Below are 18,102 nucleotides of genomic sequence, written 5' to 3' on the forward strand. Positions count from 1 at the left end.
AATAATTTATATCCACCTTATATCCATCACTGCGACGGATTGCACCGGTTTTGTCCGTAAAATTAAATATTCGATATAATTTTTATATTTTTTATCAAGAGTAAGCACTTCTACATAAACAATTTCCCCGATGGAATTTCGAACGACACCTTTACAAACAAAAAAACAATATCCCCAATAACGACTGTCGACCGGTATATCATACGGTGACGATACATCGTTCGCGATAATGGATATTGATCCTATTTCATTCCCCTTTCTCCAATCGCAAGCGGCAATTCGATTCGAACACACGGCAGATTTATAACCGCACACGAAAAATCGAGCAACCGTCGATTGTCGGGGATTCCCGACAGGAACATTTTCAACGACACGTATCGCAGGCACAATATTTTGCAATATACTTTGCATAAATGCGGCAGACTGTCCGCCATTGTTCACCTGCCACATTGCAAACAGCACTTGCCGACGCACAAAAAGTTCGTCTTTTTGAAACACAACCCGGAAAACCGATTCCCATAGTTCAGGCGCTCTCGTCGTATCAGGAAAGTAATCGAGATATACTCCTTCAATTTCTTTTCGCAGCGCATCACCGAGTTTCGCTATTGCGCTAAAAAAACGACGCATATTCGTGTTTTGAGTTATATCCCAAGCGCGGCCCGTAGGAAGCAACGCTTTTATCGCATCAAAAAAATTATGCTTCATACAATGTCCCGTTTATATAAAAATTGCCGAGAGCCGCCAGCTCGCCCTTGCCGAGCGTATACAGCGGCATGTCGCTGCCGGAAACTTTCATTGCCACGCTTCCGAATGTCATTTTGAGAGACGTCGCTACCGAATCGGCAAGACTTATAAGCGTATTTCGTGAGACATCGTTCGTTTTGCTGTTATCATCGGATAAACCTCGTATATAAGGTTCCCGCGATTCGAAATACACAGCAAGCTCCGCTTTATATGTCGCGCCGAACGTCGCTTTATACGCATCTTGTATTTCGGTTATATATACATCGATTTTTTTTATCGAAACCGGTTTAACAAGTGTATAGGTTTCGTCTCCCGCCGGATCAATTATAGCCGTAAGCGGTTTTCTATCCGCAATTCCGGTTTCAGGATTATACGTGCATGCTTTTCCCACTGCACAACAGAGCGCACGTCCGGGAACCCTGTCGGGAAATAAATCGGTTGTACCGGCAACATACAGCGCGACCCCGCCGGGCACACTGTTATCGTTATACGGATAAACCTGCAGCACGCCCGCGACATCGAGCGCCCATTGCCTGTAATCCGCAAGCGCTCCGCCCTGCGGTTGCGTACCGTATTTATTGATGACACGGCGGCGGTAATGTGCTTCACTTTCATCGTCGGTTCCGTCTTGTGTCGTTTCAGTAACTTTTGCCGTCCGTCCCACATATGCAAGCGGCGACACGAACGCAAGCTCTTCGCCGTTAGACAGCCTGCCGTCCGTGCCCGATTCCGTGCAATATACACCGACAATCTGTTCGCTCTTATCAAGCAGCACTGTATCTGCGATACAATACACAAAACCCGTCCGCGCACTTTTTAGCTGCGTACCGAATGCCAGCGTCTTTCCCTGTTCCGTCACAGCTACTTTAATCTTGCCCCTCCACGCATCCCCCGTAAGCGGATCGCCCAATCCGAATAAGTTGCCGAGCTTTACGAGCGGGCGAAACGTATGCCCCTGCACGGTAACGGTGTCCCATGACGCGGTATCGGGGAAAAGCTGCAAAAAAAACCAACCGCACAGCTTGAACGGGATGATATATATTGCGGCAAGCACCTTTGCAAGCACCGTGATAAATGCTTTCGGCAAAAGCCGCAGCCGATTATTAAATTTTTCCTGTAGTGCATTGATTAACAATGTATAGACGCCGTCAATCGTTGTATTGCCGTATGCCACTTATCGCCCCCTGCCATTGAAAACTGTAACCGCATGAAAAAATCGCCTTCTCATCTTTTTTTATCACAACCGAAAGAACAACCTGTTTTACGCCTTCGGCGCGTATCGAAACGGCGATTTCATCTGCAATTTTTTCGTCGATAAACCAGTTCAAATCCGACACGGCCGCCTCTTGTGCCTTTCTAAGATTTATTGCCGTAAGCGGACAACCCCGTATAATCGACTGAAAAGCCGAAACGTGTTTTTCACTTTTCAACGTCCCCGGCACAAGGTTCCCCCACCATGTTTCTTTTTCTCTTCCGACCTCATCGTCTTCATTGCCGCCGAAAAGCGAAAGATACGCCGCGCTTGAAAAATCTGTGCAATCGACAACCAAGCCGTCTTCTATGATAATTTCGCCGCCGTTATCGGTTGCCTTTAAAAGCACGTCGCCTGAAAAAACACTGCTCGACATCAGCCTATCTCCACATTCGAACTGCCGGCCCGTATCGTGCCGGTACATTTAATCGGAGCAGGGTTCGGCGTCCCGCTCGCATTGCCGGTAACCGCTACAATAACGCTCCCTGCAGGAATTTCGACTTCAACCGTATCCCCTTTCCGTGCCGCATCCGCGCCTCCGCCCGCCAGTTTTATTTTTTTTTCGCTCGACAGCTCCATACTTTCTTTTGCATGCACTTCTACGCCTTTTTCGGTATCGAGCGAAACACCGCCGGGGGCTTCAAGCCGCACCTTTCCGTCGTTTAATAATTTCAAAATCGCTTGCACATTGCCGTCTCTATCCCGCGAAAATAAATATTTTTCACCGGGCTTCGCCCCCTGCGAAAGTACGAGTGTACCGACCGCAACGAATCGGCCGGTACCGTCAACCTGCACAAGCACTACACGATCATCGGCAACAGGCGGCGAATCATCTCCGGACGGGGCGTATGTTTCTGCAAGCTGATTGAAATTCATCCGTGTTTCAACCGTCTGATCGATATAGTCTTTTATTTCACTGGATAAATGCCTCCCTATTCTTCCCACGGGAAAACCTCCGGCAGCTGCCCCGTTCGCGCGCCTGGCAGGACAAGCGACAACACGGCAATATCTCCGTCGCTGTCGCTTCGACTAAGCTGTACGGAATCGACCTGTAATTTCGTGTCACGATACACTTCGGCATCCGGCGCAAAAAGAGAAACCGTCATATTTTTCCGGTATAACCTGCCGTTCTTATCGCGATGCCCCGTCACGGTAAGCGTGTATTTCACTGCGCTCGCGAACATACGACCGGCAAGCGCTTTAACCGAGTTTTCAAGCGTGTCCGATTCCGCATCGTCGATCGTAACGGTATGCTGCCGCAAAACGCCGTTTTTTATTAAATAATTATTTTCGTAGGTATATTTTTCCGATTTTTCCAAGCGGCTGACTTTCGTAAATCCCGTAAGATGCGAAAACATATTCTGCCCGTCGAACGACGGTACGCACGACACAAACGGCGCTTCGCCTTCTTTGAACGACGCCGAGACCGCCTCCGTCTTCGGCTTCCAAATAAGCAACGAGCCGTCGGAAGCATTCGACAAAAACAACCCGCGCTGCTCTGCAAGTTTTTTCAAAAAATCGAATACTTTTTCATTCGATTCAATGCCGACCTTTTCGAACGCCGTTCCGCAGTCATCATTCATCCGTACGGAAACGCCGAACGGCTCGCACACCGTATCGGCGATCTGTTTCAGCGTAAGCCCATCGAACTGCGGGGGGTATATCGAATCGGGAATGCACGAATCGGAAAGCACGCCGCACAAGGGATAGCCCTGCACGCCGATCGTTTTTGCCTCCGGTGAAATCTGCGGAACGGAAGGAAGCATCACGCCGCGGAACAGCACCTCTTCGTCATAACGCAGTTCGCACCGTTTGTATGAAAACGGCCGAAACGCATTTCGCACAAAAACATTCGACGAATCCCAGGCTGCCGAAAACGAAAACGCATCGAACGAATCGACGGGGCTGTCTATCGTAATTGCGGTAAATCCGGTGAATTTTTTGCCGTCGATGAAAAGCGTAATATCGCGCTTCGCGTTTGCATCGAGTACGACCGTTTCCCCTTTATTTGCAGAAAAGCCCTCGTCATATCCCTGTATCAGCAGCATATCGCCGGCGCGTATAACAGGGGAGCCGTCGGGAGCCGTGCGCCTGCCGACAAGCTGCGGATTCGATTTTACGATATCCGTCCAGCGTTCCCCTTTGCCGTAATAACGAACGGTGATACGGGAAAGCGTGTCACCCGCGACGACCGTATGGCATTTAGACATAATAGCGTATCTCCCTGCCTGCAGGAATCAACACGATTTCGTCGGCCGTAAGCGCATTATCATTAATAAAATCGTCGATTTTATTAAAACCGTCCGCACCGTACAGCGATGCGACAAGCTCGACAATCTGCCTATCCCTGTCGAGCGTAACAACGCGCGTTGTCGGCAGCGAATACGATTTCGTCAAAAGCGCATGAGTTGCCGCCGAAACGACGCGCAAAACACATTCGTACACCTCATCGCTTGCGACAAAAATATTCCGTGCCGTCTCGGCATCGACGTATGTTTTATAGTTTTCGAACTGCTCCGATATACCCGTTGCCGCCCGCAGAACTCCGCTCCGCGACGTAAAGCGCGTATAGTCGTTATCGATGAGCGCCGTACCCGCCGCAAGATGCGCCGATATGGCCGAAAGCACGAGGCTTGTCGCCGCGTATCGATTGCGAAGCGCACCGACACCGGCGTTTCCCCGTCCCGCAGCCCGCATAATGTTTTTTGAAAGCGCGCGATATCCCTCGATTTTTGCCTCCGCTCCGATCGCAATCGTCGAAGGCAATTTAATAATTTTCAGCGTAACCGCCGCAATCTCCATTGCGTATTTTGCGACTTTATCGACCGATCCGATCCAACCGGTCACCTGCGCATAAAGCGACGACAGCTCCGATAAAATATTTTTTTTAGACAGGGCAGGGGCTTGTTTGATAAGTTTTTCTGTCCCCTTATTGACTTCGTACAGTTCCGCTTTCAGCGTACTTTGCAATTCGATTTTATCACTGATTTTATCGGTTGCAAGCATATCGACATACGCGGCGCAGGCGGCATCTTCGTAATTGCCGAGCGCACTTTGCAGCGTATCTTCGCGCGCAACCTCCGATTCGGGAAACGACACATCGAGCGTTTCGGTAAACGTAACATCGACGACCGATTGATTGAGGCCCGCAATCAAATCGTCGCTTCGTTTTATCGTTCCCGTCGGAATAACCGTAACCGTTCCGTACACCGGATGCGAAAGCCTTCCGCTCCCGCTTTCGCGCAAAAGCGCTTCGAAATCGTCGGCATCTTTCATGCACTGCGCGCCCGAAAAATAACACGTAAGCGGGAACCGCCTGCCGCCGATGCCGAGCGACTGCACAAGCGCGCCGTCTTTGCCCGGAAACGTAAACGTCGCGGTTTTTAAATCGGTTTCGCGGGAAACCGATTCGAAACGGAACGTTTGCCGTTTTCCCGAATGAGATGTATATGCAGCTTCCGCGATAGCATCCTGCCATGACATAACACAATCATACGCCCCGCCGAAAAATATCGCTATATGGATATTATAAAAAAAAACGCGCCGCAAGACATGTTGTCCTGCAGCGCGTTCGCCGCTACTTAATCGTCGTCGTCCGTAAAGCCGAGCAGCCGCATCTTTTGCGTATTGAGCACATCGGCGTCATCCAACAGCTGAATGCCCATACGCTGCAGCGTCCCTTTCCGAAACGAATCCCCGGAAGACTGCGCTAAAAGATCGCCGAGCATCTCCACGTCGTCGATTGCAGCGCCCATCGCATCCGCGTCAAAATCAAGGCCTTTGTTCATGCAGAACCTCCTACTTCTTTGTCGGTAGTTCCTGCCCTCGATTCCGCCTCCCGTGCCCGCGCTTCATCAGCGGCGTCTTCGTCGCTGAATTCCTCGTACTCGTCGTCCTCCCAGTCCGCCATCATATCCACGATGTCCGCAGGTATGCCGCCGCCCGTCGGGATCACCCATGACGCCGGATGTTTTGTGCCGCCTTCTTTTTCGGGAAAAAAGATACGCGCGGTATCTTTCGGCACGTATGCCGAATACCTGCTGCCGTCGCACACCGACGCAATCGACATGAGCTTTGTGATGTCGAGCCGCACTTCGCGCACGAACCATTCAAGCCCCGCCGCCGTAAGATTCGGCACCGGAAGTAAAGATGTAACTGGAAACGCCGCGACGCGAACTGCACCGCCGATCGTTTCTTTGACGACAACCGCGTTTAAGGTGTCCGCGGCTTCCTGCATGGTCAAGCCTTTTTCCATAGCTTGTACCTCCATTTGATAAAATGCAGACGGTTTAAAATAAAAAACCGTGACTGCACCTAACGCCCCCAAATGGTGGAACGTCCGGGCCCTCGCGGGTTACCGACAGTCACGGCAAATTCACACGGCTATGCCTCTTTTGCCGCAGTATAAAGCTGCGGGCAAAAAAAACATCGCGATCCGGCGCGAATTTCCGCCATTTGAAGTTTCGTTTTAGGTGATTACAGCTTATATCACGGACGCTCTTTTGTCAAGCGATTTTTTGCGGCGAGGTTTTTATGCGGAGCGGGGAAAATATAAAAAAAACTTAAAAAAATGCTTGACATACGTAATAATACGTATTATATTAAAGACATGGGGGAACGATATGACGAAGCTTGAAATTGAACGGAAGTTCAAGAAAGCCGGCTGGAAAATCGTTCACGGTAAGGCACACGACCTTGCGGTCAGCCCGACAGGACAAAAAGTGCCGATTCCACGCCATGCAGGGGACATACCGACGGGTACGGCCCAAAAAATCTTAAAAGACGCCGGTCTTAAATAGGTTTTCCGGTGGGCGCGAAAACGCCCGCCTTTTTTCGGAGGTTTGATATGAAATACGTGTATCCTGCGATTTTCGAAGACGACGACGGAAAAATCGGCGTAACCGTTCCCGATATTCCGCACTGTTATACGTTCGGCGACAATATGGCGGATGCCATCGAAATGGCGAAAGACTGCATTGAAATGATGCTCGCAAGCTACGAAGACGACGGGCAGGCGATTCCGCCGGCAAGCAAAATTAATAAAATAAAAACGCGCGGAACCGTGTCGTATATCCTCGCGGACACGGACGAATGGCGAAAAGAATTTGACGGCAGGGCGATAAAAAAAACGCTTTCGATCCCCGCGTGGCTGAACACAAAAGCCGAAAGGGCTTCCGTCAATTTCAGCCAAACGTTGCAGGATGCCCTCTGTCAAAAACTCGGCATCGCACGGTAAATCACACGAGCTATTTTCGTAGTCGTGCGTTGACGCGAATGTACAAATCGTTGAACGCTTTTTCCGTCATGCCGTATTTCTTCGCGAACTCCGCAGCAACGACATCTTCGTCCGCCATAGCATCTTCAGATACGACTTTATACAAGGCGTCTTGAAATTCGGCGTATATCTCCGCTTCTCTTTCCGTAACCGCATTCGGCCAGTACGGCTCTTCGATCTCATTGATAATTTTCATCGTCCGGTAATTGCCGGTTTGCACATCCATTGCCTTGCCCCAGTCTCCGTCGGGCGCAAAATCGGCATTCCCCATGACAATGCCGTGATAGATAAGGCACTCGTAATCGTAAAACACGACCGATAAAGCGTTGAACGGCGTGCGTTTTTTTGCTTCCTCAAAAACCGCGTATGCGATTTCAGTCAGCTCCGCCTTTGTCGGTTCTCCCGTTACGACGACGTTGTACACATAGCGTTTGACCATCGGGAACGACACGTCCTTTGTCGACGCGATGCGATACTTCCCTTTAATTTCAGGCGGCACGACGTATTCTCGCACCGGCGGTGTTCGTTGTATCTCTTGCACGGGCGGCGTTTCCGCTTTTTTCTTTCCGCCGGTAAAACAGTTTCGAATCGAGCTGACGGCATAGCTTATCATGATAAAAAACATGATTACGGATAAGCAGCCGGTATCTGTCGGTTTTTTGGTACTCATAGTCGCCCCCCGCTTATAAAAGTATATTCACACCGCGCGAAAAGTCAATCAATAAAATGCGCCGCTGTGCGTCCTCCGCACGGTGATATTCGGAGCCGCCCCGCTCACTTGCGCCGTCAAACCCTGCGCCAAACCGATTTCAACCTGTGACGTGTTCACTTCCTCACTCCGCGAATACGACGCTGCCGCGGCACGTGATGCGGGCGTCACGGGGCCCGCATCGGCAACCGCCGCGCCCCCTCTGTCTCCCGCAATCGCCTGCGATGCGGCCTGCAAACCGTTCAATCCGATATCCGCAAACTTTCCGACAAGCGGAAGCCTCGAAATAAGCTCAAGCACATTCTGCAGCGGAAACGTCAAAAAATCGAACACCGCCGCGCCTATCGCCCGCAACGCGTCGATAATGCCGGTATTTTGAAGCCATTCGCCGAGCGACTTGAATGCGTTGACAAGCCCGCCTCCGATCGCGGCGGTTATACTCTTCGTCACTTCCCACGCTTTCCCGATCGCGGCGGTTATTTTGTCCCAATGCTTATGCGCTAAAATAACGGCAACCGTAAGCGCACCGATCGCAAGGACAATCCAACCTATCGGAGAAGCGACAAACAGCGCATTCATGACCCCGACCGCGCCGTTTAAAAGCGCCTGCGCCCCGGCGGCGATCTTCGATGCGGCAACGTAAGCGAGCGTTGCGACCTTCGCCGCAACGAGCTGTGCCACATACACGGTGATATTTTTAGCGGCAATCAAAACACTCCATATCTTTTGCACTGCGATCGCTATCTTCACTGCCGCCGTATGCGCCCGCTGCCAGATGACGACACCCATCATAACGGTTCTGTATACCGTCACTACCGTATACACCGCAATGATAACCCCGCGCAGCTTCCATGCGACCTTTACAAGCGTACCGATGACTGTCGCCGCATCGCGGACAAATTTTACAACAGGCTTAGGATCGAACTCATTTATCGCCTTTGTCAGTTTTGCCATCGCGTTTACACCGTCTTCACGAAACACCTCGACAAACTTGAATCCGAGTTCCATGAGCGCACTCTTCAAAACTTCGAATCTGTTTTGAAGCGATTCGCGCATTGCCGCCGCCATAGTTGCCGACGCTCCGCTTGCTCCTTTGAGCATGGCGATATACGACTTGTAAGCGTCCGCCCCTTTTGTAATAAGCGACCCGATAGCTTTTTCGCCTCGCGTTCCGAAAACACTGCTGAGAATACCGGCACGTTCGGCCGTTCCCTTGCCTTCAAGCGCCTCTTCCAACTGTGAAAGAATATCTTCAAATGCAAGAAAATCACCCTTTGCATCTTTTACGTTGACACCTATGCTTTTAAGGAAATCCTGATTTTTGCTTGAACCAAGCTGTACAAAAGCAGCATTAAGCGCCGTTCCCGCCTCTTCCGCCGACGCGAACGACGGCCTGATAAGCGCCGCCGCCGCCGCAAGCTGTTCGACATCCTGCCCCGCCCGCGAAAACTGCCCGCCGGCTTTTGCGACGCCCGTAAACATACCGGATATGTCGAGTTGCGACCGTGACTGCACCATCGCAAATACATCGGACACACGACGCAGCTCATCTTCCGTTTTATCAAGACCGAGCGCACCGAGCGACGACGTAACGATAGACGCCGCTTCCCCTAAACTTGTTCCCGCAGCCGTTGCCATATCTGCCGTTCCCGAAAGCAGCTTCATAGCGTCCGCGCTCGTATAACCTGCCTGCGCCATTGCCGCAAGCGCCCGCGATGTATCGACCGCGTTGAACTCCGTTTTTGCCGCGACGTCGCGCGCCGTAGCCCCTATTTGCGCAAGCGACTGCTCGTAATCCGCCGATGTCGTATCGAGATCACTGAAAAGCGCGCCCGCCCGACGCAGTTGATTGTCGAATTCCGCGTATTGCCGCGTTGCGACAACGACACCCGAAGCCGCAGCACCGATAGCCGCCCCCGTAGCATATTTCGCGGTTGTTTTAAGCGCATGATTGAAATTATTAAGACGGGTTTCAGCAGCCGCAAACGAGTTTTTAAACATACCCTGCATCTTTTCGCTTTGAACACCGATATTTGCGAGAGCTTTTGACGCGTAGTCGGTAAGGAAAAAATTCGTTTGTATGCTATATGCCCTTGCCATGTTTTATCTTCTCTTTGTCGAGTTTTTGTATCGCGATAAGCTGCGGAATCAGCGCTTCATACCAAAAAGTAATCTCCGAAAGCGATAATACCTTCGGATCCGTCGGCAAATGATAATCGCTGTAAATCTGCCTGAGCATGACCGGAACGCCGACACAAGCCGGGACGCGGCGGCGTTCACACCTGTCGGCGATTGTCACTGTCAGGCAATTAAAAAAAGCGACGTGACGGCGATAAATACTTTAAAATCGTTTCCCGAAAGCTTCAAAAACCAGCCGGTATCTTTCCCCGTCATGCTCGCCGTAATTTCGACAAGACGATACACCTCATCGTCTTTTCTTTTTCCCGACGGAATAAAACCGTCACCCTTCGGGCTTTTGATTTCAACATGCTCTCCTGCAAACCCCTCGTCGGAAAGCGTGCTGACAGTGTACACAAGGTTTCCGTTGTCGTTTACGACAAGTGCACCGTTCATAAAAGCGCGGACGATACGCGCCTTAAACGGTTGTATCGTCTTTATCGTATCTTCGCCGAGTATATCCGTGTCGAGCTCAATACCGTTTTCGTCCGCCCATTGATCGAATGCCTCTTGCGCAAGCTCTTTGCTCATAACAACATCTTTTTTCATGTTCCAACCTCACAGGATTCGTTATCGTGATGCTTACAATTTTTCAAGCACCCCTTCCAACGTAATGGACGCCGTCCCCTCTTTCGTGTCGAGTTCGACCGCATCGGTAAGCTGCATGTTTCCCGACAGCACCGTACCGTCGACAAGCGTCGCAGACACCGCGACAAAATCCATGCCGTCCTGCGTTTCTTTTAAAAACTCCATATCGTTGCGCTCATGTCGAATAACGATATGCAACCCGCCGATACTCCCTGCATGACGGGATTTCAGCATACGCATCGTCCCGTCTCCGTTCGGCTTAATTTCATTATTGAACCCGTTATACGTAACGGTACAGCTGTCATCCCCGTCGCTCGTAAAACGACGTCCGTTGATGACGATCGATTCTATCGGCCCGCTTGCATTTGCCATAACATACCTCCATTAACCAAGATAAAAACCGAAACGCAGATCGACACTTGCGACTTCGACATTGCCGGAAAGTTTCACCGGATAAACAACATCGATGCGTTTCGGATTTTCGCTCGAAATCGCGACGGAAAGATTTTTCTTTGTGAATTTCGGTTCCGTGATAAGCGCGACGTCCGCAAGAGAATCGGCAAGGTTCGAAAACCACGTGCGGAATGTTTTCGGCTGCAACGCCGCTTCATTGCTCGTAACCGTATCATCCGTAACAAGGGGCGCACCTTTAACCGCATCGCTTTCGATGATAAGGCGCACGTTGTACACGATATTCATCAGTTTGACGAGATCGACGACATATCGCTTCGACGGATATTTTCCCTCGCCGAAAGGATGATACATTGTCACAATATCGTTCAGTTCGGCGACGCTTCCCGTTTTAATATTCGTGCTGCTGCCTTTGCCGACCGCATTGTTGCGCACGACATACGATTCCTGCGCCGCATCTTTTCCGGCTTTCAAGCCCGAAAGTTTTCCCTTGTAATTTTGTGCGGGGTTATTATCCGCAGTCGTCACGATATCGCTTACAAGCGCCTTTGCCGCAACGACAAACGGCAGTTCGGGAGAACCGACGGAAACGGCGAGAAAGTTGATAAAATCGGCGGGACGGGCATCGGTTATTGCTGTCCGCACGCTGTAATCGTCGGTACAGCCCGTACATACAAGCGCGGGCTTTTTATTGGTAACGCTCCAGCGCTCCTCTCCCCACGCCTGATACTTATCAAGCAATGCTGCATTTTTATAACCGAACGTGTTGAGTACGAACGTTTCCCACACTTCTCCGATAGAGACAAGTGCATCCGATATGTCGGGGACGCCGGAACCGCTTGTCATTGCGGTAACCGTCACGGTAATACCGTCCGCTTCGCACTCACACGAAAGGCTAATATCATTGCCGAGCACGCCGCTCCATTTTGCCGCAAGATCGACACCGCCGCTCGCACCCGCTCCCGCACGCACAGGAACGGAAAGTTCGGCATTTACCGCAAGAACAGCGGCAGCGGAAATTTTCTCCGCAGTATCGCCCTTTGCCGCTAAAAACGAAATATCGTTCCCGCCGATTGAAATCGTAATACGGCCCGCCGCCGTCGCTGTTCCGCTGAAAAGAATATTGCCGGCAGCCTTTGTCGCATCCGATTTCTTTTTGACGGGATATATTGTCACGGGAAACGACGCCGCATTGCCCGTCATCGGGAAAAGCTGCATAACCGCAAGATGCAACGGAGAACCGTACCCGTATCGCTCGGCAACAGACGAAGACGTTCCGTCGCATTCGTACGCATCAAGAGGATACGTCACATCATCGTTTCCCTGCCCGATAATCGCGACGCGCTGCGGAAGCATCGCGGCCTTGCCGACATTGAAATTTTTGTATGCAACATCGACACCGGTAACTCGGCTTATTGCACTGTTACTTACACCCATGATTTACCTCTCTATACTGTTTCGATTCCCGCCCCCGAAAGGAAGCGACTTTTCCGTTAATTATTAATAAGGATTTTTCCCGTGTCATTCTTAATCGTAACACTCGCAAGTTCGAACGCCGCCCCCGAAACGACATCGACATCATCTCGATAATCGACTTCAAGCGTACACCGCACGATGCTCACACGCAGCGCACTTTGTACATTGGCGGGCGCACCCGCTTCATACTTCACAACATCGCGTCCGAACACTGTCCCGCGCAACCCAAGATACACATAAGGCTCGGCATTGATAATATTCCGCACAATGCGGGCGAGCTTCCACGCTTTCAGCGTAGCTTCCGCACTCATATCCGCCGCGCCCGTAAAATTACTCCCCGCATAGCAGTCAAGCACAATCCGCGCATTCATACGCCGCGTATATATTCGATCGCTACCCCTGTCGCGTTCGGTACTGTCTACACTCACATTTACAAGTGGAAAGGGGTTATCCTTGTCGTTTACAAGCTGCAGGGGATCGCTGCTTTCAACGTAGACACATACGTCATAATCATGCGCATCGGCATCACCCGCCGAAAGTGCAAACTCATGTTGCCGGGCAAATTCGAGCGTCAAAATCGCCGCTGTTTGATCGCGTATGATTTCGATCGAATCGGGGCTGTTGATAAATCGCTCGATCTTATTCATTTTTCAAATCCAGCACTAAATACATACGCGTCAGCCCCAGCGTTCTGTCGGGTTCGCAAAATGACACAAACAAATGCCACACCTTGCCCGACAGATCCGCATAGCTGACCTTCCACCCGCGTTTCGGTTCGATAACCGTTTCGCCTGACATTACTCGATTACTGCGATAAACAACCTGCACCGTGCGCCCCGCGATAACATTGCCTTCGGTATCGAGCATTAACCCGATATCGCCGACAATGCCGGTAAGATGCCACACGGCACCCTTGTCATCGATAAGGGTAAATTCCGCGTTGCCGGAATCGACACCCTCTATCGTGATGACCGTATCATTTGCGGCAAGCCGTCGCAGATTCATTATTTTCCCTTCCCGCCCGCAGCTTTTTCAGCGGCAGCCTTTTCAGCAGCAGCCTTTTCAGCGGCAACCTTTTCAGCAGCAGCCTTTTCAGCGGCAGCCTTTTCAGCGGCAGCCTTTTCAGCAGCAGCCTTTGCCGCTTTGTCGGAAGTGTCTTGCACTTCGACAACTTTGCCTCGTTTCATCAGTACATCGAACACTTCCTTAGACACAAAATCGTCCGCGGAAACTTCCTGTCCTGACGTATAGATAATGCCCTTAGATGTTATCGAAACACCCTCGGCGATAACCGTTTTTTTGCTCATTGCACACCTCCGTTATGCCGTCGTCTTGAGACAGCCGAAGCGATCGATCGAAACGGGAATTGCAAGCGCACGCATTTTCGCCTCGGCGGTATACGTATCGTTTGATTCGTCGCTGAAAACGCGGTTTTGAACTTTGATAAAGCCCTCGTATTTGACCGCATCGGGAACGACACTACGGAACGGTTCTTTCATGCCGAGTGTCGGAATGCCGCCGAACACCAGCCGGAAGTCAAGGTCTTCGATCGCTGCCGTGATGATAACCTTGTCCGGATCCATGAATTTGACGCGCGTGCCGTCCTTGACTTTTTCATAGCTGTCGTTATACACCCACAACTCAAGACGATAGCTGCCGACATCGATATATCCCTTATAACGCCCGCCGTGATTCTTGAGAGCAGGCGAAAGCTGTCCGAGATTAAGCCCATCGCGCTTCACCATGTCTTTGAACTCATCGTTTTTAAGCACAGCGTTCCATGCGTTTTTACCGAAAACGGCGATAGACGGATCGGCCTTGCCGTCATCGTTGATCGCATCGCACAACGATTCGATATCCGAAAGCGGCGTAGCGCCGGCCGCGCCCCAAGACACGGCAACCGTCGGTTTATGAGACGCCTTCATGTTATAGTCGAGATCGTACACGACATTGCCGCTTTCGTCGGCAAGGGAAACCGTGCCTGTCTGCATAATCTGCGCCGCCTGCAGTTCGACCTGTTCCTTGCACATTCTGTGCATCTTCGAGATTGCTTTGACAATTTTTTTTACAAGCCTCCCAAACCATTCCCCTCGCACATCCGCCGCGTCGCTTTCCCCCGGCTGCCGCTTCATCAGATCGTACAGCGGTACCGGACGCTGCAAACAGGTAAACGGGGGCTTGAATTTCTTTTCCGTAAAAACATCGTCATCGATAATCGTACCGCCCGTGCGGTGATCTTTGAGCACGGGGGCAACCTGATCGCCCGTGCGCTCAATGTCGATATCGGCGTATTCGCTGTCCGTATAGTCCTCTTCCGTTGTTTTGAAAAACGTCGTGAAAAAGCCGCGCTTTTGCATCCGAACGTCATCCGTAAACATCTTGAGAATCTTTTTCAAGAGCTCAATCATAATACACTCCTTAATAATTAATAATCTTTCAAAAAAAATTATTGATTGTCCTGCTTGCCGATATCCTGCACTTCAAGCAAAAACAAACCCGACGAGCGAAGCGAAAGGGCAGCCTTCGCCTCGATGGCGGCATCTCCGACCAAAACCGCATCGCGCCGGAGCTTTCCGCCGATACACACGCGGACGGGGATATCCGCCGCGGATGCGCTGTGATTGACGATTTCATCACCGACATACACGGCACAATTCGCCCCTGCCGCAGTCGCCGCGGCGAACTTGCCGCTTGCTTCAACGGTAAGCAGCGCACCGTCTTTCAGTGTTTTTCCGTTTCCGAGCGAAACGATACCGCTTGCAAAAATGTTGTCGCCTAAAAGCAGCTTCGCACCGCCGTGATTGATAATCTCTTTATTTCCGTTCATAACCGCTCCTTGCCTTATTCCGCCAAGCCCGTTTCCTTTGAAAAAGCCGACATAAAGTCGCGCTCGTTCGCCGCCTTGTCTTCCATGCCGTCGCCCTTCGGCGTCACGACATCGGGCACTTTATCAAGCGCCTGCGCGTCAAGCGTTTTCTTTGCAAGACGCTTTTCGAAAAATTTTTCCTGCACGGCGTTATCGGCGACTTCCGATCCGTTTCGGATAAACTCCGCCGACACATCCATACAGCCCGCGAGTTCGCCCATCTTCAAAAGCGAACCGGCGCGCTCGCGTTCAATTTTCACACCGTCCGCTTTGCCCATCGCAAAAACCGATTCATATACGTCGGGATTGCTTTTTTTCAATTCATCGACTGTCATACAGCCCTCCACTTTGCCCGTAGGCATATTGTTTCCGGGCTTGCTGCCCGCTTTTCCCATAGGTACGTTGACGGCAAGGGCGGCGAGCTTCTGCAATGCTGCCTCTCCGGAAACCGCCCGTGCTTTGCTGTGCATCCGCAGCAGCTTTGCGCGCGCCGCTTCGATAAATTCTTCCTTCGTCTCTTCCGTTTCTTCCGTTGCCATAACGTTGTCGGCAAAACCCGCATTGACGATTTCGTCGCCGTAAAAATACGTCGTTTCATCCATCTCTTTTTTGATGACGGAAAGCGCGCGGCCGCTGACACGCGAATAACACTGCGCCATCAGGTTGTCGATGCGCTCCATATTGTCCGCGCTTTCGCGCAGCTGATTCCTGTCGCCCGACACCAAAACCCACGAGTTATGAATCATAAAAACCGAGTTGTCTTCTACGACGACTTTGTTTTTGCGGGAAACGTCTTTTGCCGCAAGCGCAATAATCGATGCTGCGCTCGCCGCCATGCCCTGTATATACGTTTCGATCGTGCCGTCGTGTGCCCGCGCAAACTGCCGTATTTCGTTATAAATCGATATACAGTCCCAAATGCTGCCGCCGGGACTATCGATAACGATACACACATCTTCGCCCGCCGGAACGCTTTTAAGCTGATCCCGCACGAACTCCGGTGTTATGCCTTCGTCCCAAAAGCTGTCACCAATCTGTTTATTAATTAATAATTCAAACATAGATACCTCGATTATTACGCCCGCTGAAAAATATCGCTATATGGATATTGCATTTTTTTATGTTTCGTTGATATTGATTTCACCCGCATCGTAATCGCGCCGATCGTTCCCCGAATCCGACCTGAATCGCTTCAAAATTGCCTCGTAGCAGAAAACCGAAACACCGAAGATAACCGCCGCATAAAACGGAATCTGCTGCAAAATAAAAAACTCGCCGAACGCCATAACGGCGCTGAACACCAGCGACAAAATCGCGGGAATCCATACCCTATAGCCTTTCAACCTGTCGTTTTTATCGAGTTTTTTAATAAGCTCCGTAAAAATAACCGTGAGCACAATCGCAACACCGACACCCGCGTCGAGCAGTCGAGACAAGTCAAAAATCATAGCTTCGCCCCCTTTTCTATGACGGCACCCGAAATTTCATCGCCTGCTTTTATGCCGACACAACGCATAACACCGGCAAGCCGCGCCAAATCCGCCGACGCGAGAATAAAACATCCCGCCGACCATGCGTAATTCGTATCGCGTCCGAGCTTCGTCGAATACCTGTCATGGATAAGCCAGCGCCCGTTTTGGAAACCCTTGCATGAAAGCTGCATCGCGTCGTGATTGATGACCTGTCCGTCGATATCGCGCGTATTGACGATCGCATGAATTTCCCCGTGAAATGCACGCGACGGGACGAAACAACGAACTGTAAATTTTCCCGGCGCGACAGTATCGCCGAAAGACGTCGTATCGCCCGGCGCCATCGCTCCGAAGCAATAATTTGCAACCGACTGACAGCGCGCACGAAAAACGAGCGTGTCATCGTGATATAACGCAAGCTCGTCAATACTGTTGTTTTTCCAATTATTCGTAAAACCGTCCGGCTTTTTTCGATCCGCTTTGAAATCGTAACTTTTCGGATCGCGTGCAAGTACAAAATGAAACATTATGAACCTCCGCCTGTTTTATCAAGCGCAGAATCAGTTTCATCCTGCGCATAGATTCGTTTCAAACCGTCGATATATTCTTTCAGCTCGTCGACACGCACTTTGTATTCGGCGATCCGCAGATAATCAGAAAGCGACATCGTAACCGTTCCGCGCTCTTCGTCGAGTACCGCCGACGACGGGTAGGGGAAGACCGGCACTTCGAGTTCGGGAATAAAAACGCGCGGAACCTCTTTAGTTGTCGCGCATGAGGTTATTTGCAGCATCAAAACGGCTGCGATTATCGCCGCCGTACATACCGCCGATTTTTTTGTCCGCATTTTTCCGTACCTCGCTTTTTAGAATTTCACCCGCCTTCATTTTTCCGATCAGCTCGTTCAGCGCGATATTCCGCTTGCATGCTTCGTCGTACAAATATTTCGTTTTTTTGTTTTTTTGCGCGGACAGCCGCCACAAAAAAAAGAAAACAGCGCATAAAAACAAAAGCACGGCAATAATAATTAATAAAATTTTCATACCAGCCTCGAAAACACAAACCCGATAAAACGCAGCAGTAAACAAATACAATACACATCGTAAATAAATACCGCCGCCAAAATTGCCA

26 protein-coding genes are annotated in these 18,102 nt (G+C 50.8%); 2 read left to right on the forward strand and 24 right to left on the reverse strand.

Annotated elements, in window-relative coordinates:
• Positions 1 to 6: 6 nt before the first annotated feature.
• The 8 genes from IZU26_RS07535 to IZU26_RS07570 form a co-directional block, all read right to left on the reverse strand.
• A complete protein-coding gene (locus IZU26_RS07535; RefSeq protein WP_433277987.1) occupies positions 7 to 705 on the reverse strand; it encodes a hypothetical protein in 699 nt (232 codons plus the stop codon).
• On the reverse strand, positions 695 to 1,918 hold the full coding sequence (locus IZU26_RS07540) for a baseplate J/gp47 family protein (protein WP_433277989.1): 1,224 nt from the start codon (positions 1,916 to 1,918) through the stop codon (positions 695 to 697). Before IZU26_RS07540 ends, IZU26_RS07535 begins: the two co-directional genes overlap by 11 nt.
• Positions 1,893 to 2,372 (reverse strand): hypothetical protein, encoded by a 480-nt coding sequence (locus IZU26_RS07545; RefSeq protein WP_433277991.1) that lies wholly within the window; start codon positions 2,370 to 2,372, stop codon positions 1,893 to 1,895. The genes IZU26_RS07540 and IZU26_RS07545 overlap by 26 nt, the downstream gene beginning before the upstream one ends.
• Positions 2,372 to 2,941 carry a hypothetical protein gene (locus IZU26_RS07550; RefSeq protein ID WP_433277993.1) on the reverse strand — a complete coding sequence of 190 codons (570 nt, stop codon included), beginning with the start codon at positions 2,939 to 2,941 and terminating at the stop codon, positions 2,372 to 2,374. Before IZU26_RS07550 ends, IZU26_RS07545 begins: the two co-directional genes overlap by 1 nt.
• Positions 2,929 to 4,206, reverse strand: a complete 1,278-nt coding sequence (locus IZU26_RS07555) for a hypothetical protein (RefSeq protein WP_433277995.1) — start codon at positions 4,204 to 4,206, stop codon at positions 2,929 to 2,931. The genes IZU26_RS07550 and IZU26_RS07555 overlap by 13 nt, the downstream gene beginning before the upstream one ends.
• A complete protein-coding gene (locus IZU26_RS07560) occupies positions 4,199 to 5,479 on the reverse strand; it encodes a DNA circularization N-terminal domain-containing protein (RefSeq protein ID WP_433277997.1) in 1,281 nt (426 codons plus the stop codon). The genes IZU26_RS07555 and IZU26_RS07560 overlap by 8 nt, the downstream gene beginning before the upstream one ends.
• Before the next feature lie 98 nt (positions 5,480 to 5,577).
• The gene (locus tag IZU26_RS07565; protein ID WP_433277999.1) at positions 5,578 to 5,784 is read right to left on the reverse strand and encodes a hypothetical protein; all 207 of its coding nucleotides are present in this window, start codon (positions 5,782 to 5,784) and stop codon (positions 5,578 to 5,580) included.
• Positions 5,781 to 6,251: a hypothetical protein gene (locus IZU26_RS07570; protein ID WP_433278001.1), complete on the reverse strand. Its 471-nt coding sequence runs from the start codon at positions 6,249 to 6,251 to the stop codon at positions 5,781 to 5,783. Before IZU26_RS07570 ends, IZU26_RS07565 begins: the two co-directional genes overlap by 4 nt.
• A 367-nt stretch (positions 6,252 to 6,618) precedes the next feature.
• Here IZU26_RS07570 and IZU26_RS07575 point away from each other — a divergent pair, with 367 nt between their 5' ends.
• Both IZU26_RS07575 and IZU26_RS07580 read left to right on the forward strand, forming a co-directional pair.
• Positions 6,619 to 6,795 carry a type II toxin-antitoxin system HicA family toxin gene (locus IZU26_RS07575; protein WP_433278003.1) on the forward strand — a complete coding sequence of 59 codons (177 nt, stop codon included), beginning with the start codon at positions 6,619 to 6,621 and terminating at the stop codon, positions 6,793 to 6,795.
• 47 nt (positions 6,796 to 6,842) lie between these two features.
• The gene (locus IZU26_RS07580; RefSeq protein ID WP_433278005.1) at positions 6,843 to 7,232 is read left to right on the forward strand and encodes a type II toxin-antitoxin system HicB family antitoxin; all 390 of its coding nucleotides are present in this window, start codon (positions 6,843 to 6,845) and stop codon (positions 7,230 to 7,232) included.
• A gap of 10 nt (positions 7,233 to 7,242) precedes the next feature.
• Here IZU26_RS07580 and IZU26_RS07585 read toward each other — a convergent pair whose 3' ends face one another.
• The 16 genes from IZU26_RS07585 to IZU26_RS07660 all read right to left on the reverse strand — a co-directional run bounded on the left by IZU26_RS07585 (position 7,243) and on the right by IZU26_RS07660 (position 18,014).
• Positions 7,243 to 7,941 carry a hypothetical protein gene (locus tag IZU26_RS07585; protein WP_433278008.1) on the reverse strand — a complete coding sequence of 233 codons (699 nt, stop codon included), beginning with the start codon at positions 7,939 to 7,941 and terminating at the stop codon, positions 7,243 to 7,245.
• A 48-nt stretch (positions 7,942 to 7,989) separates the two neighbouring features.
• Entirely contained in the window at positions 7,990 to 10,080 is a 2,091-nt protein-coding gene (locus IZU26_RS07590; RefSeq protein ID WP_433278010.1) for a phage tail tape measure protein, read from the reverse strand.
• The gene (locus IZU26_RS07595) at positions 10,064 to 10,219 is read right to left on the reverse strand and encodes a hypothetical protein (protein ID WP_433278012.1); all 156 of its coding nucleotides are present in this window, start codon (positions 10,217 to 10,219) and stop codon (positions 10,064 to 10,066) included. The genes IZU26_RS07590 and IZU26_RS07595 overlap by 17 nt, the downstream gene beginning before the upstream one ends.
• 62 nt (positions 10,220 to 10,281) lie before the next feature.
• Positions 10,282 to 10,707, reverse strand: coding sequence for a hypothetical protein (locus IZU26_RS07600; RefSeq protein ID WP_433278014.1), 426 nt, complete (start codon positions 10,705 to 10,707; stop codon positions 10,282 to 10,284).
• Between the two features lie 33 nt (positions 10,708 to 10,740).
• Entirely contained in the window at positions 10,741 to 11,118 is a 378-nt protein-coding gene (locus IZU26_RS07605; RefSeq protein ID WP_433278016.1) for a hypothetical protein, read from the reverse strand.
• A gap of 12 nt (positions 11,119 to 11,130) precedes the next feature.
• Complete coding sequence (locus IZU26_RS07610) at positions 11,131 to 12,594, reverse strand: hypothetical protein (RefSeq protein WP_433278018.1); 1,464 nt, start codon at positions 12,592 to 12,594, stop codon at positions 11,131 to 11,133.
• Positions 12,595 to 12,650: 56 nt separating this feature from the next.
• Complete coding sequence (locus IZU26_RS07615; protein WP_433278020.1) at positions 12,651 to 13,280, reverse strand: hypothetical protein; 630 nt, start codon at positions 13,278 to 13,280, stop codon at positions 12,651 to 12,653.
• A complete protein-coding gene (locus tag IZU26_RS07620) occupies positions 13,273 to 13,638 on the reverse strand; it encodes a hypothetical protein (RefSeq protein ID WP_433278021.1) in 366 nt (121 codons plus the stop codon). Before IZU26_RS07620 ends, IZU26_RS07615 begins: the two co-directional genes overlap by 8 nt.
• Positions 13,638 to 13,940 carry a hypothetical protein gene (locus IZU26_RS07625; RefSeq protein WP_433278023.1) on the reverse strand — a complete coding sequence of 101 codons (303 nt, stop codon included), beginning with the start codon at positions 13,938 to 13,940 and terminating at the stop codon, positions 13,638 to 13,640. The genes IZU26_RS07620 and IZU26_RS07625 overlap by 1 nt, the downstream gene beginning before the upstream one ends.
• Before the next feature lie 12 nt (positions 13,941 to 13,952).
• Positions 13,953 to 15,041: a major capsid protein gene (locus IZU26_RS07630; RefSeq protein WP_433278025.1), complete on the reverse strand. Its 1,089-nt coding sequence runs from the start codon at positions 15,039 to 15,041 to the stop codon at positions 13,953 to 13,955.
• 38 nt (positions 15,042 to 15,079) lie between these two features.
• Positions 15,080 to 15,460 carry a hypothetical protein gene (locus IZU26_RS07635; RefSeq protein WP_433278027.1) on the reverse strand — a complete coding sequence of 127 codons (381 nt, stop codon included), beginning with the start codon at positions 15,458 to 15,460 and terminating at the stop codon, positions 15,080 to 15,082.
• Between the two features lie 14 nt (positions 15,461 to 15,474).
• Positions 15,475 to 16,560, reverse strand: coding sequence for a head maturation protease, ClpP-related (locus IZU26_RS07640; RefSeq protein ID WP_433278029.1), 1,086 nt, complete (start codon positions 16,558 to 16,560; stop codon positions 15,475 to 15,477).
• Positions 16,561 to 16,617: 57 nt separating this feature from the next.
• Complete coding sequence (locus tag IZU26_RS07645) at positions 16,618 to 16,947, reverse strand: hypothetical protein (RefSeq protein ID WP_433278031.1); 330 nt, start codon at positions 16,945 to 16,947, stop codon at positions 16,618 to 16,620.
• On the reverse strand, positions 16,944 to 17,498 hold the full coding sequence (locus IZU26_RS07650) for a hypothetical protein (protein ID WP_433278033.1): 555 nt from the start codon (positions 17,496 to 17,498) through the stop codon (positions 16,944 to 16,946). The genes IZU26_RS07645 and IZU26_RS07650 overlap by 4 nt, the downstream gene beginning before the upstream one ends.
• Entirely contained in the window at positions 17,498 to 17,764 is a 267-nt protein-coding gene (locus IZU26_RS07655) for a hypothetical protein (protein ID WP_433278035.1), read from the reverse strand. The genes IZU26_RS07650 and IZU26_RS07655 overlap by 1 nt, the downstream gene beginning before the upstream one ends.
• Entirely contained in the window at positions 17,733 to 18,014 is a 282-nt protein-coding gene (locus tag IZU26_RS07660) for a hypothetical protein (RefSeq protein WP_433278037.1), read from the reverse strand. Before IZU26_RS07660 ends, IZU26_RS07655 begins: the two co-directional genes overlap by 32 nt.
• Positions 18,015 to 18,102 lie beyond the last annotated feature (88 nt).

This window comes from Treponema sp. SP13 (assembly GCF_050938355.1).
In the GTDB taxonomy this organism is placed as follows: domain Bacteria; phylum Spirochaetota; class Spirochaetia; order Treponematales; family Treponemataceae; genus Treponema_D; species Treponema_D socranskii.

Bases quoted from the DNA above. Each gene is read 5' to 3' on its own strand.
- IZU26_RS07535 (WP_433277987.1), bottom strand. From the start codon at position 705: ATGAAGCATAATTTTTTTGATGCGATAAAAGCGTTGCTTCCTACGGGC.
- IZU26_RS07545 (WP_433277991.1), bottom strand. From the start codon at position 2,372: ATGTCGAGCAGTGTTTTTTCAGGCGACGTGCTTTTAAAGGCAACCGAT.
- IZU26_RS07555 (WP_433277995.1), bottom strand. From the start codon at position 4,206: ATGTCTAAATGCCATACGGTCGTCGCGGGTGACACGCTTTCCCGTATC.
- IZU26_RS07560 (WP_433277997.1), bottom strand. From the start codon at position 5,479: ATGTCATGGCAGGATGCTATCGCGGAAGCTGCATATACATCTCATTCG.
- IZU26_RS07565 (WP_433277999.1), bottom strand. From the start codon at position 5,784: ATGAACAAAGGCCTTGATTTTGACGCGGATGCGATGGGCGCTGCAATC.
- IZU26_RS07570 (WP_433278001.1), bottom strand. From the start codon at position 6,251: ATGGAAAAAGGCTTGACCATGCAGGAAGCCGCGGACACCTTAAACGCG.
- IZU26_RS07575 (WP_433278003.1), top strand. From the start codon at position 6,619: ATGACGAAGCTTGAAATTGAACGGAAGTTCAAGAAAGCCGGCTGGAAA.
- IZU26_RS07580 (WP_433278005.1), top strand. From the start codon at position 6,843: ATGAAATACGTGTATCCTGCGATTTTCGAAGACGACGACGGAAAAATC.
- IZU26_RS07585 (WP_433278008.1), bottom strand. From the start codon at position 7,941: ATGAGTACCAAAAAACCGACAGATACCGGCTGCTTATCCGTAATCATG.
- IZU26_RS07590 (WP_433278010.1), bottom strand. From the start codon at position 10,080: ATGGCAAGGGCATATAGCATACAAACGAATTTTTTCCTTACCGACTAC.
- IZU26_RS07595 (WP_433278012.1), bottom strand. From the start codon at position 10,219: ATGCTCAGGCAGATTTACAGCGATTATCATTTGCCGACGGATCCGAAG.
- IZU26_RS07600 (WP_433278014.1), bottom strand. From the start codon at position 10,707: ATGAAAAAAGATGTTGTTATGAGCAAAGAGCTTGCGCAAGAGGCATTC.
- IZU26_RS07605 (WP_433278016.1), bottom strand. From the start codon at position 11,118: ATGGCAAATGCAAGCGGGCCGATAGAATCGATCGTCATCAACGGACGT.
- IZU26_RS07610 (WP_433278018.1), bottom strand. From the start codon at position 12,594: ATGGGTGTAAGTAACAGTGCAATAAGCCGAGTTACCGGTGTCGATGTT.
- IZU26_RS07615 (WP_433278020.1), bottom strand. From the start codon at position 13,280: ATGAATAAGATCGAGCGATTTATCAACAGCCCCGATTCGATCGAAATC.
- IZU26_RS07620 (WP_433278021.1), bottom strand. From the start codon at position 13,638: ATGAATCTGCGACGGCTTGCCGCAAATGATACGGTCATCACGATAGAG.
- IZU26_RS07625 (WP_433278023.1), bottom strand. From the start codon at position 13,940: ATGAGCAAAAAAACGGTTATCGCCGAGGGTGTTTCGATAACATCTAAG.
- IZU26_RS07630 (WP_433278025.1), bottom strand. From the start codon at position 15,041: ATGATTGAGCTCTTGAAAAAGATTCTCAAGATGTTTACGGATGACGTT.
- IZU26_RS07635 (WP_433278027.1), bottom strand. From the start codon at position 15,460: ATGAACGGAAATAAAGAGATTATCAATCACGGCGGTGCGAAGCTGCTT.
- IZU26_RS07640 (WP_433278029.1), bottom strand. From the start codon at position 16,560: ATGTTTGAATTATTAATTAATAAACAGATTGGTGACAGCTTTTGGGAC.
- IZU26_RS07645 (WP_433278031.1), bottom strand. From the start codon at position 16,947: ATGATTTTTGACTTGTCTCGACTGCTCGACGCGGGTGTCGGTGTTGCG.
- IZU26_RS07650 (WP_433278033.1), bottom strand. From the start codon at position 17,498: ATGTTTCATTTTGTACTTGCACGCGATCCGAAAAGTTACGATTTCAAA.
- IZU26_RS07655 (WP_433278035.1), bottom strand. From the start codon at position 17,764: ATGCTGCAAATAACCTCATGCGCGACAACTAAAGAGGTTCCGCGCGTT.
- IZU26_RS07660 (WP_433278037.1), bottom strand. From the start codon at position 18,014: ATGAAAATTTTATTAATTATTATTGCCGTGCTTTTGTTTTTATGCGCT.